At 70.6% G+C, this 12,758-nt stretch carries 11 protein-coding genes; 2 read left to right on the plus strand and 9 right to left on the minus strand.

The annotated features are described in order from the left end of the window. Position 1 precedes the first annotated feature (1 nt). From ACX80J_RS05425 to ACX80J_RS05455, 7 genes are all read right to left on the minus strand, one after another. Positions 2–607 (minus strand): hypothetical protein, encoded by a 606-nt coding sequence (locus ACX80J_RS05425; protein ID WP_459347113.1) that lies wholly within the window; start codon positions 605–607, stop codon positions 2–4. Then, the gene (locus ACX80J_RS05430) at positions 607–3,201 is read right to left on the minus strand and encodes an AMP-binding protein (RefSeq protein WP_459347114.1); all 2,595 of its coding nucleotides are present in this window, start codon (positions 3,199–3,201) and stop codon (positions 607–609) included. Before ACX80J_RS05430 ends, ACX80J_RS05425 begins: the two co-directional genes overlap by 1 nt. After that, on the minus strand, positions 3,198–4,394 hold the full coding sequence (locus ACX80J_RS05435; protein WP_459344052.1) for an ABC transporter ATP-binding protein: 1,197 nt from the start codon (positions 4,392–4,394) through the stop codon (positions 3,198–3,200). Before ACX80J_RS05435 ends, ACX80J_RS05430 begins: the two co-directional genes overlap by 4 nt. Beyond that, a complete protein-coding gene (locus ACX80J_RS05440; protein WP_459347115.1) occupies positions 4,391–6,073 on the minus strand; it encodes an ABC transporter permease in 1,683 nt (560 codons plus the stop codon). Before ACX80J_RS05440 ends, ACX80J_RS05435 begins: the two co-directional genes overlap by 4 nt. Beyond that, complete coding sequence (locus ACX80J_RS05445; RefSeq protein WP_459344054.1) at positions 6,070–7,092, minus strand: extracellular solute-binding protein; 1,023 nt, start codon at positions 7,090–7,092, stop codon at positions 6,070–6,072. The genes ACX80J_RS05440 and ACX80J_RS05445 overlap by 4 nt, the downstream gene beginning before the upstream one ends. A gap of 114 nt (positions 7,093–7,206) precedes the next feature. Continuing rightward, positions 7,207–7,872: a DNA alkylation repair protein gene (locus ACX80J_RS05450; protein WP_459347116.1), complete on the minus strand. Its 666-nt coding sequence runs from the start codon at positions 7,870–7,872 to the stop codon at positions 7,207–7,209. A gap of 127 nt (positions 7,873–7,999) precedes the next feature. Continuing rightward, positions 8,000–9,361, minus strand: coding sequence for an MATE family efflux transporter (locus ACX80J_RS05455; RefSeq protein ID WP_459344056.1), 1,362 nt, complete (start codon positions 9,359–9,361; stop codon positions 8,000–8,002). Between the two features lie 77 nt (positions 9,362–9,438). On the opposite strand from ACX80J_RS05455, the gene ACX80J_RS05460 reads away from it, so the two are divergent. Together ACX80J_RS05460 and ACX80J_RS05465 are read left to right on the plus strand one after the other, a co-directional pair. Then, complete coding sequence (locus ACX80J_RS05460) at positions 9,439–9,795, plus strand: hypothetical protein (protein ID WP_459344057.1); 357 nt, start codon at positions 9,439–9,441, stop codon at positions 9,793–9,795. 199 nt (positions 9,796–9,994) lie between these two features. Further along, the gene (locus ACX80J_RS05465; RefSeq protein WP_459347117.1) at positions 9,995–11,119 is read left to right on the plus strand and encodes a S1C family serine protease; all 1,125 of its coding nucleotides are present in this window, start codon (positions 9,995–9,997) and stop codon (positions 11,117–11,119) included. Positions 11,120–11,127: 8 nt separating this feature from the next. Here the strand turns inward: ACX80J_RS05465 and ACX80J_RS05470 are convergent, their stop codons facing one another. Further along, positions 11,128–11,922 (minus strand): GAF domain-containing protein, encoded by a 795-nt coding sequence (locus ACX80J_RS05470; protein ID WP_459347118.1) that lies wholly within the window; start codon positions 11,920–11,922, stop codon positions 11,128–11,130. Positions 11,923–11,948: 26 nt separating this feature from the next. Continuing rightward, complete coding sequence (locus ACX80J_RS05475) at positions 11,949–12,686, minus strand: ANTAR domain-containing protein (protein WP_459347119.1); 738 nt, start codon at positions 12,684–12,686, stop codon at positions 11,949–11,951. Positions 12,687–12,758: the final 72 nt, after the last annotated feature.

The raw sequence follows: 12,758 nt of genomic DNA on the forward strand, positions 1-12,758 counted from the left end.
TCTAGTTTACGGGGTCCGGCTCGCCCTCGGCGCCGGAAACGGATGGTGCGCTGAAGGCTGAATCGTGCCGGTAGCCGAGGGCGGCGATACAGAGGACGACGGCGGTCAGCAGCGCACCTCCACCTGTCACGCCGAGCAGGGCATGCGCGCCGAGTTCCTCGACGAACGGGAGGATGGCGCCCGTGGCCAGGCCGACGACTCCAGCCGTGATGAGGTCCCGGGCGGCGACGTGGCCGCGGACCGTGAGCCCCCGTACCAGCTCGGCAGCACCGGCGACGGCCAGTGCGACGGCACCCGCGAAGGCGAAACTGCGGTCATCGCGGAAGACGAGGCTGGCGATGCCCGCGCCGAGGAGCAGGCCACCGCCGATCTCGGTCAGCAACCTGAACCGGGGACCCCAGTGCGTCCTGCGGTGCGTCCACAGGTAGGCCCCGCCGTTCAGCAGGAGATACAGCCCGCCGGCGAAGGACATCACCGGCGTCGACGGGTCGCGCCAGAAGATGGTGACGAGCCCGAAGACTGCGCTCACCACGGCGCGGACCAGGAAGGGCTTCCATACGGAAAGCTGGGCCTCGCCGGCGCCGGGGACAGGCGATGCAGCAGCCATCAGGGGCCCTCCTGGACGGAGTACGGGAGCCGGGGGATCATGTCCAGTTCAGCCCTCCGCCCCCTGGCCCGGACCGCGGGTGGAACGGGTGAACCCGCCGGGACCACCGACCGCCGCCGGCGCGCAATAGCGGCGGGCAGCCAGCTGCACAGCGCCCAGTAGGCAACGCCCACCACGAGCGAACCTCCCACGGCCAGGACCGGGCTGAGCGCGAGCAGTACCGGATAGACGAGCCAGTGGGTGAGGTAGATGTACAGGGACGCCGCGGCCAGCCAACCCACTCCGCGGCGCAGGACCGTCGGCACCGGCAGCGCCGGCACCCAGATGAGCAGCAGGATGCCGGTGGCGACGGTGACCTCGTGGACGGTACTGGTGGCGCTGCTGGAGAAGCCGGGAACACTGAGTAGCGTCAGCACCGAGACCGTCCACCGGTGCAGGCCGGTCCGGGCGCAGGCGAGGGCCCAGCCCAGGGCGAAGAGCCAGAACACGGGCGCCGGCTTCGGCAGCCCCGGGTCCACGATGTCGTAGCGGCTGATCAGCCCCACCGCCACCAAACCCAGTGCGAAGCCGAAGGGAGCCAGGCGCTGGAGCCGGTCGGCCCACGGCACGGCCAGAAGTGCCGTCACGCCGATGAGGATGTAGGTCAGCATCTCCACGAACCAGAAGTGCCACTGGGTCGTGAGTTCCTGCGGTCCCACCATGCCGTTGAGCAGGAAGACGTTCGCGACGCTGTAGTCGTCGGTGAGCAGGTAGGCCACCGCGATGAACGCCACGCAGGGCACCACGATCCGGGTCAGGCTGCGCAGGTGGCGGCGCAGCCGCGGAACGCGTTCGCCGCCCAGCTGGAACCGCGCGAAGTTGTACCCCGCCACGGCGAAGAGGAGGTGGGCCGTCTGGAAGTGGAAGAGATGCACGTGCGTCGCCACGATGCACACGATCGCCACGGCGCGCAGCACGATCGACGTCTCCAGGAAGGACACGACGCGACGCCGGGGCTTCCGGCGGCGCTCCAGCTCACGCACGGACAGCAGGTGCCAGTCGGCCGGAAGCCGTCCGATCACCTGTTCCAGCCGCACCGACACGGCCACATAGGAGAGGGAATCACCGTCGAGGGAGACGAAGGTGTCGCCGCCGTCGATGTCGGTCCGGTCCAGCGCCTCCGCGAAGATGCGCCGCACGTCATCGCGCTCACCGCTCCGGGATTCCGGGGCGGCAGGGGGTGCCTGCGCGGCCAGCCGGCGCACGGCCGGGTAGTCGACCTTGCCGGTGGCCAGCCGTGGCAGGTGCTCCACGGGATGCATCTCGATCACCGCACGCGGCAGGCCTACGCTGCCGGCAAGGACCTTGGTCAGGAGCGAGGAGTCATGCTCGCCCTCGACGGCGACGACGAGGCCGTCGTCGGATCCGGCGGCCCCCGCCGGAACGCCCAGTTCCGCCAGGATGCGCTCGACCTGCCCGAGGTCGATGCGCAGGCCCGCGAGCTTCACGAACCGGCTGCGGCGCCCCACGACTTCGTAGAGTCCGTCGGCGTTCCGGCGGGCGAGGTCGCCCGTGCGCAGTTCATGGATCTCCCGGCCCAGGGCGAGGTCGGCGGGCCGTTCGGCATAGCCGAGCATGACGTTGGGACCGCTGTAGACCAGTTCCCCGTCGTTCAGGTCCTCCACCGGCTCGATGCGGAAGGCACCGCCCGGGACCGGCACCCCGATGGCCCCCGGATGCTCGGCGGCGAGGTCCGGCGGCAGGTAGGCCATGCGGGCGGTCGCCTCCGTGGCCCCGTACATGACGAACAGGTCCCAGCCGCGGCGCCGTCCGGCTCCGGCCCAGTAGCGCACTTTCTCGGGCGCCAGCCTGCCGCCCGCCTGGGTGACGTAGCGCAGGTGCGGCAGGTCCGTGTCCTCGAAGCCCACGCGCTCCAGCAGGTCGAAGGTGTAGGGGACGGCCGCGAAGGACGTCGCCCGGCTGTCCCGGAAGAGGTCCCAGAAGCAGGGGTCGACGACCGAGAGGTCTGTGAGGACCAGCCCGGCCCCGCGCAGCAGGTGGCTGTTGACCACGGACAGGCCGTAGCAGTAGTGCAGGGGCAGGGTTGTCGCGGCACGGTCCTCCGGTTCGATACGGAGGTACTCGGCGATGGAAGCGGCATTCGCCGTGAGGTTGGCGTGCGAGAGCCGCACGAGCTTCGGGGAGCCGGTGGACCCCGAGGTGCTGAGCAGCAGGGCAAGGTCGGGATGCAGCTCGTGCCGCGACCCGGGACGGCGTTCCTCGAGGACCGGGACGCCCTCACCGGGGCGCAGCACCACGTCGGGGTCGTAGGCCGACACGAGGGATTCCAGTGCTGCCGGCTTGTCCGCCGGCACCAGGAGCAGGGGATGGCCGGCCGACAGCGCGGCCAGGTATCCCACGAGGGAGTCCAGGGCGTTGCGGGCGGCCAGCAGCACCAGCCGGCGCTCCGTGCCCAGACGGGCGGCGAAATCGTCGACCCGCCCGGCGAGCTCGCGGTACGTGAGAACGCCGTCGTCGGTGATGACGGCGGGGCGCCCGCCGTGGCGGGCGAGGTCGGTGAAGGCGATCTGGGCGAGTTCGGGCTGCGCGGTCACGGCGCTGCCGTCCCGGAAGGAGTCGACAAGGGGGAAACCTGACGTAGCGGAAGGGGTTCGGACGATGGCCCTGCCAGCGAGCTGCTCGCCGGCGGGGACGTGATGGCCTGGTCGCCCAGGAGCAGCGTGGGGGTGGTGCCTGGGGTGACGGAGACGGCGACCGCCGTTCCCACCGGGTGGCGTACGGTGTGGGGCTGCCACGAACGCAGGGTCCGGCCGGAGGCCAGCCGGACATGGTGGAGAACGAACGCGCCGTGGTACTCGACCGCGCTGACACGTGCGGAGGCGTTCGGGTCCGGCTGCAACGCCACCTCGTGCGGCCGCAGCACGACGTCGACGTCCAGGTCGCTGTTAGCCCAGCCCGGGACCGTCGAGACGATCCCGATCTCGCAGGTCAGCAGGGCCCGGTGCACGTGCGCCGGGAGGAAGTCGGCATCGCCCATGAAGGAGGCGACGAAACGGGTCGCGGGCTGCTCGAACACCTTCTCCGGCGTATCGGCCTGTTCGATCACACCGTTGCGCATGACGACGACGCGGCTGCCCACGGACAGGGCCTCGGTCTGGTCATGGGTCACGAGCACTCCCGTGGTGCCGGTCTCGCGCAGGGTCGCGACGGTGTCGCGGCGTACCTGCGCGCGCAGGGACTCGTCCAGGCTGGAGAAAGGCTCGTCGAGGAGCACGACGGTGGGCCGGGGCGCCAGCGCACGGGCCAGGGCCACCCTCTGCTGCTCGCCGCCGGACAACTCGTGGGGATACCGGTGCGCGAGGTGGGACAGCTGCACGAGGTCCAGGACCTCACCCACCCGCGTCCGTCGTTCGCTCCGGCCCAGCCGGTCGAGGCCGAACTCCACGTTGCGGGCCACGGTCAGGTGCGGGAAGAGGGCGTGGTCCTGGAACACCAGTCCCACCCTGCGTTGCTCGGGTTCCACGAAGCGGCGCCCGTCGGCCATCACCTTGCCTGCGACCCGGATGATGCCGGCGTCCGGCCGTTCCAGTCCCACGGCCAGACGGAGGGTCGTCGACTTGCCGCAGCCCGACGGGCCGATCAGGGTCACGAGTTCGCCGGCCGTAACCGTCAGGTCCAGTGCGTCCACGCCCACGGACCGGCCGTAGTGCCTGGTCACCCCCTCCAGCGACAGGGCGGCAGGGACGCCGTCGGCGGGGGGCCGGGCTTCCGTCGTCGAGGGAGTCATGCGCCCGCCCTCCCGCGGGTCTCGGCCCGGCGGGCCTGGCGGACGAGGACGACGACGGGCAGGATCGCGGCGGTGACGATGACCAGCGCGGGCAACGACGCCTTCTCCCAGAAGTTCTCGCGGGCGAGTTCGTAGACCCACACGGACGCGGTCGTGAAGCCGAAGGGCCGCAGCAGCAGCACGATGGGCAACTCCTTCACGGCATCGATCATCACCAGCATCAGGGCCACGGCCACCCCGGGCCGGGCAAGGGGGGCATGGACGCGGGTCAGGATCCGCCGCGGAGCCGCGCCGAGGCTCAGGGCCGCGAACGTGACGGTCGGGGGTATCTTCGCGAGGCTTGCGTCCACCGCCTGGTAGGCGGGGGCGAGGAATCGGATCACGTAGGCGTAGAGGATGCCGAGGACCGACCCGGTCACGAGGATCCCCGTGCCGCCCGGGACGCCCGCGCGTTCGAGGGCGGTATCGACCGCCGCGAACGCGATCAGGACCCCGATGCCCACGACGGCGCCCGGGACCGCGTAGCCGAAGGTGGTCAGCTGCGCCGCGGAGGCGGCGATCCGCCCGCCGCTGATGCGCCCCGCGTGGCCCACCGCCACGGAGAGCACCACGCAGGCCAGGGCGGTGACCGACGCGACGAGCAGGGTGCTGAGCAGGTACTCGCCGAAACGGGGGTCCGTCAGGACGCCGGACTTCCCTGCCTCGCCGACCGCCCAGACGAGCAGTTGCAGCACGGGGATCAGGAAGCCCGCGGCGAGAGCCGCGATGCACAGCGCGCTCGCCGCACAGCCGCGCGCGCCGCGGAGCCGCTCGGGCTGCAGGCCCTGTCCCCGTCCGCCCTGCTGGTGGTACCGTGCACGGCCGCGCAGCGCCCGCTCACCGGTCAGGACGGCCACGGCGAACAGCAGCACCAGGACCGCCAGCTGCGTCGCGGCATGGAAGTCGAACGTGCCCTTCCAGACGAGGTAGACGCCCACGGAGACGGTCTGGACGTTGAAGTACTGCACCGTCGCGAAGTCGGTCAGGGTCTCCATCATCACCAGGGACAGCCCCGCCGCCAGTGACGGCCGGGCCAGCGGGAGCAGCACCCGGCGCAGCGTGCGCCCCCGCCCGGCACCCAGGGTACGTGCCGCATCGTAGGTGCCGGCGGACTGCTCGATCAGCGCCGCACGCACCAGGAGGTAGACATAGGGGTACAGGGACAGGGACATCACCAGCACCGCGGCCGGCAAGGAGCGCACCTCGGGTACCCAGACGTCGGGGCCCAGCACGGCGCGCAGGGCCGACTGCACCGGTCCCGAGACGTCGAAGACCGAGAGGAAGACGAAGCCGAGGATGTAGGCGGGCACGGCGAGGGGCAGGACGAGCAGCCACACCAGCACGTTCCGCAGCGGAAAACGGTACGCGGTCACCAGCCATGCCAGCCCGCCACCCACCAGGAGTGTGCCCGCTGCCACGCCCACCATCAGGGCCAGGGTGGTGAGCACCATCGCGAGGATCCCCCGCGGCGGGGCGGTGTCCCCCACGCTGCCGACGCCGTCGAGCACGACGGCCAGGACGGGCGTGGCGACGAGCAGTGCCACGACGACGACGAAGGCGGACCACGCCGGGCGGCCGGCCCCGGACGTACGCCCACGCGTCGGGGTCCTCGCCTCGGCGAGGACCCCCGTGCCGGTCACTTGTATCCGGCCTCTGCGAGCAGATCGACGGCCTCGGCGTTGAGGTCACCGTAGGCCTCCGCGTTCAGCGGCATGCGCTTGAAATCGCCGAATTCCGCGATCAGCGGTTCCGGTTCCGCCGCGGGGTTGACCGGGTACTCGTGGTTCCCGTCCACGAAGGGGTTCTGCCCGTCGGTGGCGAGCCATTCGATGAGCCGCTGCGCGTCCTCGGCGTTGTCCGAGCCCTCGACGACGCCGGCACCGGAGATGTTCACGTGGGTTCCGGCCCCCGCCTGGCTCGCCCAGAACAGGTCCACGTTCAGGTCCGGGTTCTCCGCGAGCGTCCGGGCGAGGTAGTAGTGGTTGTTGATGCCCACGTCACAGGATCCGGCATCGATGGCCTCGAGCAGCAGGACGTCGTTGCCCATGATCTCCACGTCATTGGCAACCCAGCCCTGAACGATCTTCAGTGCCTCCTCCCGGCCGTGGAGGTCGATCAGGCTCGCGACGAGGGACTGGGTGTAGGCGGAGGTGGCGTCACGCATGCACAGCCGTCCCTTCCACTTCGGGTCGGCCAGTCCGGCATACGTCTCGGTGGCGTCGAACTCGGCGGGATCCACGGCATCCGGGTTGTAGGTGACCGTGCGGGCGCGCATGGCCAGTCCGTACCACTGGCCCTGCGGGTCTCGGAGGTCCTCGGGTACGGCGTCGTCGAGCACCGGCGAGTCGAGCTCGGCCAGTTCGCCCTGCCGGGCCGCGTTCCAGAGGTTGCCGGCGTCCACGGTCAGGAAGATGTCGGCCGGCGTGTCCGCTCCCTCGGCCTTCAGACGTTCGAGGAGTTCGGCGTCATCACCGCTGATGAACTCCACGGTGATCCCCGTCTCGTCGGTGAACTGCCCGAACGCGCCCTCGAGGTCGTAGTGGCGGGCGGAGTAGATCTGGAGATCGGCCGACTGTCCGCCGATGATGCCGCAGCCGGTCAGTGCGGCCGAGAGGACGGTGAGCCCTGCGGTGGCGGCGATCAGGGGGCGAGGGTGCATCGGGGCTCTTCTCGGCGAGGGGCAGTACGGCGACCCCGGTGGGAATTTGGCAAGGAAAGCCTAACTTAATTCCTCGCCCGGTTCCCCCTCGTGTAGCAGAACGGATCCGCTGCCTCAGGATTGCCGCCGGCCCACCATCTCGCCGATCCACAGCGGGGCGAACGGGGACGTGCAGTTCGGTGGAGTGGGGTAGTCCTTGAGGACCTCCAGTCGCTCCCCGATCGCGAGGGCCCGCTCCCGGTGGCCGGCGTGCTCGATCCCGATCTGCGCCAGCGTGGTGTTCATGGCCCACTGCAGCCGGTCGGGGGCCTCCTTCATCTCCGCCTCGATCTCGTCCAGCAGGCCGTCGAGGTCGAGGCCCTGCGGGTTCTTCACCACCCGTTCGCTCGTCAGCGCCCATCCCGCGCTCGCCACCACGGGATCCGCGTCCGCCCTCCACTCGACCCGGAGCTGCTCGGCGTGCGGGCTCTTCTTCACGACATAGTTCACGAGCCAGTCGTGCACCTTCGGGACGCGGGCCTCGCGCAGCATCGTGTCCAGCTCGTCGTGCCCGAAATCCTTCGGCCGGCAGATCAGCAGCGACAGCAGCCGCGCGGGCGTCTGGCCCGTGGCCCAGAGGTCGCGGGCCAGCTCCTGCTGGGTCTTCAGCCGCCGGGCCAGCGCGCGCAGGGCCGACAGGTTCACGCCGTGGTCGTCGCCGTGCTTCTCGTTCACCGCGCGCATCCGGGGATCCTCGAGCGCGGACAGTTCTGCCAGCAGCTGCTCCACCGTCTCGGACATTCCCTGCCTCCGGTCCTCCTGGACGCCGTTCTGCGGCCCCTCATGACAGCGGCCCCTCATGACAGCGGCCCCTCATGACAATCGTCCCGCCCGCACGGGGATTGCGCCACCGGTCGAGACACGACGGCTATGCGGCGCCCGCGGCCCCGCCGCGCGTCGCACCGGTCACCATCCACCGGTCGTCCCGCACACGCCACCCAAGGGTGGCGGCCCTGGCCAGCATGTAACCGACACCGAAGGCGAGCCACAGCCATACGATCCCCTCCGCGCCCGTGAGGTCCGCCCGGGCGACGAGGACCAGCAGCGGCAGGTAGGCCACGAGGTTCACGACACCGGCGACGGCCAGGTAGCGGGCGTCACCGGCGCCGATGAGGACGCCGTCGAGCACGAAGACGAACCCGCAGACCGGCTGGGCCGCGGCCAGCACCCAGAGCCCGGCGGCGAAGGCTGCCTGCACGGCGGGATCCGGAGTGAAGATCCAGCCCAGGAACGGTGCCACGGCCGCCAGCAGGCCTCCGGTGATTACGCCGAACCCCACCCCCCAGGCGATCATCCGCCGCGTCAGCGCGTGGGCCAGGGGCCGGTTCCCCGAGCCGAGTTCCTTGCCGATGAGCGCCTGCGCGGCGATGGCGAGGGCGTCGAGTGCGAAGGCGAGGAAGGTGAAGACGGTCATGACCAGCTGGTGCGAGGCGAGGCTGAGGGATCCCTGCGACGTCGCGACGAACACGGTGGCGAGGATCGCCACCCGCAGGGACAGGGTGCGCAGCATGAGCCACGAGCCCACGCCCGCCGTGGTGCGGATGCCGCGGAGGGAGGGCCGCAGGGGCACCCGTTCCCTCCGTGCGGCCCGCACGATCAGGACCACGTACACGGCCGCCATGCCCCACTGGGCGAGACTCGTCCCGAGGGCGGAGCCTGCCACCGACATCCCGGCGCCGTACACGAGCACGTAGTTCAGGACGATATTGACGCCGAACCCCGCACCCGCGACGACGAGCGGTGTGCGGGTGTCCTGCAGCCCTCGCAGCACACCCGTTGCGGCGAGCACCACGAGCATGGCGGTGAGGCCGGGCATGGACCAGCGCAGGTAGTCGACGGCGAACGCGTGCACCGCACCGTCGGCACCCATCAGGGAGGCGAGCCGGGGAGCCGTGGCCCAGCCGAGGGCGGACAGCAGGACTCCGAGCACGACGGCGAGGCCCACGCCGTCGCGCCCTGCCGCGAGCGCGTCCGGCAGGCGGCCCGCTCCGAGGAGGCGTGCGACGGCGGGAGTCGTCGAGTAGGCGAGGAAGACCATGAGCCCGACGGCGGTCTGCAGCACCGTGGAGGCGAGCCCTACGCCAGCGAGCTCGGCCACTCCGAGGTGCCCGACGATCGCCGAGTCGGCGAGCAGGAAGAGCGGCTCGGCGATGAGGGCGCCCAGTGCGGGCACGGCGAGGCGGAGGATACTGCGGCTGAGCAGGCGGTTGCCGGGAAGTGTCTCGTGCACCGGTCCAGCCTAGGCGGGGCGGCGGCAGGGCCTAAGCTGGAGGAACCCGAACCGGCCGCACGGACACCAGGGGAGTCATGAAGCTCGGCACCAGGCAGTACCTGGCAGGACTGGTCCTGCTGTTCCTCAGCACGCTCTTCGTCCCCCAGGCAGTGTCCGATTTCGCCCGTGCCGAGTCCACCGGCACGCAGGCGCCGGCGGCTGCACCCCTGCTCCTGGTGATCGGCCTCCTCATCATCCTTGCCGCGGCAGCCTGCATCGGCCGGGGCTATTGGCTCACCCACCGGCACGGTGCCCCGCGGAAGCGCAATCCCGAGGACGATCCCGACGAGCCGCTGTTGCGCCCCGGCTACGGCCCAGCCCCCTCGGAACGGGATGCGTGGCGCGAGCATCCCCTGCGCCGCCCCGACCGGGACGCCGACGGCCACTCGTAGACATGCCCGGAACGGCATGCCGCCGCAGGATGCCTGGGAGGAAGTTCCTCTCCTGTCCAGTCCCGCTGCTCCCTATTTCCTTCTTGTCCACCGGGCGATGCCCTTCGTACGGTCGTAACCAGGAGCGGGCACAGCGTGACGCGGACGTCGCGCCCGGCCCGCTGCCCATCGACGGGGACGTATAGAGGAGGACCACCGCATGATGCCGAATGCCAGCACCCGGACCGCAGCAGTCCCGCTGACCCTCGCCCTGCTGCTCGCCGTCACCGGGTGCACCGACGGCGGCACCACCGACTCGGCGTCGGATGCCCCGGCCCAGGTGCAGGGCACCCCGGACGGCTCGTCGGGCGGGACGGAGTCGGGCGGGACAGAGTCGGGCGGATCGTCGGCGGGTGGGACGGAGTCGGGCGGACAGCAGGTGGACATGAGCATCCCCGATATCGTCGAGACAGTGCAGCCCTCGGTGGTCACCATCTTCACGGAGGACGGCCTCGGCAGTGGCGTGATCTACACCGAGGACGGCCTCATCCTCACCAATGAGCACGTGATCAGGGGCAACGAGGACGTGGAGGTCGCCTTCGCCGACGGACAGCGGGTGTCAGGGACGGTCGAGGCCACCGACGCCGTCTCCGACCTGGCGCTCGTGCGCGCCGACCGCACCGATCTCCCCGCGGCGACCTTCCAGTCCGGCCTGCCGCGGATCGGCGAACTCGCCGTCGTCATCGGATCACCCCTCGGTTTCGAGAACACCGCGACCTCGGGCATCATCTCCGGCCTGCACCGCGAGATCCCGGGGTCCGCGTCGACGAGCCAGTCGCTCGTGGACCTCATCCAGACCGACGCCGCGATCAGCCCGGGCAACTCCGGCGGCGCCGTCGTGAACGGCCGCGGCGAGATCATCGGCATCAGTGAGGCGTATATCCCGCCCTCCCAGGGCGCCGTGGCGCTCGGCTTCGCGATCCCGGCTCCCACCGCCACGGAGGTGGCCGAGGAACTGCGCGAGGACGGCACGGCGGAACACGCGTTCATGGGGCTGACCCCGGGGGCCATCACGCCGCAGATCGCCCAGCAGCTGAACCTCGAGGACACCACGGGTGTGGTGGTCCTGTCGGTGTCGCAGGGCGGACCGGCGGACGACGCCGGGATCCGGCCGGGTGACATCATCACCCGGATCGGTGACGAGGACCTGTCGGCGCCCGAGGATCTTCTCGCGGCGCTGCGGCAGCGCGACCCGGGCGAGACGGTCACCGTCGAGACCCGCCGTGGTGCGGAGACGGAGACCGTGGACGTGCGGCTCGCGGACCGACCCCCCGCGGAAGGCTGACGGGACGTTCAGAGGATGTTCCACGCCTTCCAGCCCGGGAACACCTCGTGCTGCATCTCGTGCGCGAGGAGCTCGAGGTCCAGGAGATCCTGGTCCGTGAACGGGCGGGGGGAGGTCGACATGACGCACAGGGTCCCGATCAGCCAGCCGCCCGGGCCGCGGAGCGGGTAGCTTGCATAGAAGCGGATGTGGGGCTCCCCGGCGACGAAGGGGTGGAACCGGAAGCGCCCGTCCTGCGTCGTGTCCGTCATGACCAGCGGGCCGCAGGAACGGATGGTCGCGTTGCAGAAGGCCTTGGTCCGCTCGAGGTCCTGGTCCGCCTCCCCCACCGCCGACTTGATGAACTGGCGATCGTCCGCGATCAGCGCGAGAGTCGCCAGTTCACACCCGAACCGTTCCGCAGCCCGCCGGGTGATCCGGTCGAACCGGTCCTCGGGAGGGGTGTCCAGGAGGTGGAGCTGCGCCAGCGACCGGAGCCGCTCGTCCTCTGCGGTCTCCGGGTCGAGGAGCACGGAGCCGGCGGCGCCCAGCTGACGGAAGATGTCCGCCGCCGGCTCGGATGACAGCTCCGTCCCGGGCCGGCCGCCCGCATCCGCGCCCTCCCCGGACGCTTCGCGGGCCGCTTCGGCGAGGAGTTCGCACTCGAGGGGTGGAAGCTCCGCCTCTCCGCGGAGGTACGCCTCGATCTCCACCTGCGACCGGGACCCGCCCAACGCGAAGTACTGGATCCACGTTTCGGCGACGGACAGGCAGGCCCGCCGCAACGCGTCGGCGGTGAGTTCGCGCCGGTGTCCTTCGTTCATCGCTCCCCGTTCCCTCCGAGTCCGCCCTACTCGAAATGCGTCTTCGCGGGCCCGTGGCCGAGTGACTGCAGGACGGAGGCCGCCACGTCCCGGAGCTTGATGTTCCTCGCGCTGGAGGCCGCCTTGAGGATCGACATCGCCTTGTCCTGCGAGCACCTGTTCTGCCCCATGATCACCCCCACCGCCAGGTCGATGGTGGTCCTGCTCTCCATGGCGGCACGCATGTCAGCGCTCGAATCCGTCAGTTTGGCGATGCGCACCGCCAGGCGGAGCGACACCGATGCCTCCTCGGCGAACCTCTGCGCGGCGTCGATCGCCTCCTCGCTGAATGCATCCTTCAGGGGCGAGTAGAAGTTCAGTGCCGCCGTCGCCTCGCCCTCGAGCGGGATCGGAACGCCCAGGGCGGACTTGATGCCGTGCCCGCTGATCGCCCTGCTGTATTCGGGGAAACGCTCCTCGGTGTCGAAATCACTGACGTAGTGGATGACGCCCCTGCGGGCCGCGCGCAGGCACGGTCCGTCGTCGTACTCGTACTGGACCTCGTCCATCTTCTGCGCGTCGATGCCGTTGGTCGCGACCGTCGTCTTCGTCCGTGCCCGCAGCAGGGTGACCCCGCACAGGACCTCGTCGTCCTCGGCCGACAGGGTGGAACCCGCGATCTTCACCAGTTTCGTCAGGAAGTCCTCGACATCGTCGCTGTCGAGGACCATGTCCTGGAGCAGGCCCGGAACCGCCGGGCCCCTGTCTCTTGCGTGATCAACCAACGGGAAAACCTTTGCGTCAACCCTTTTCAGCCACGCGCGATGCCGGGCAAGGGAAGGTGGTGAACCGCCTGC

It is taken from the genome of Arthrobacter rhamnosi (assembly GCF_054510975.1).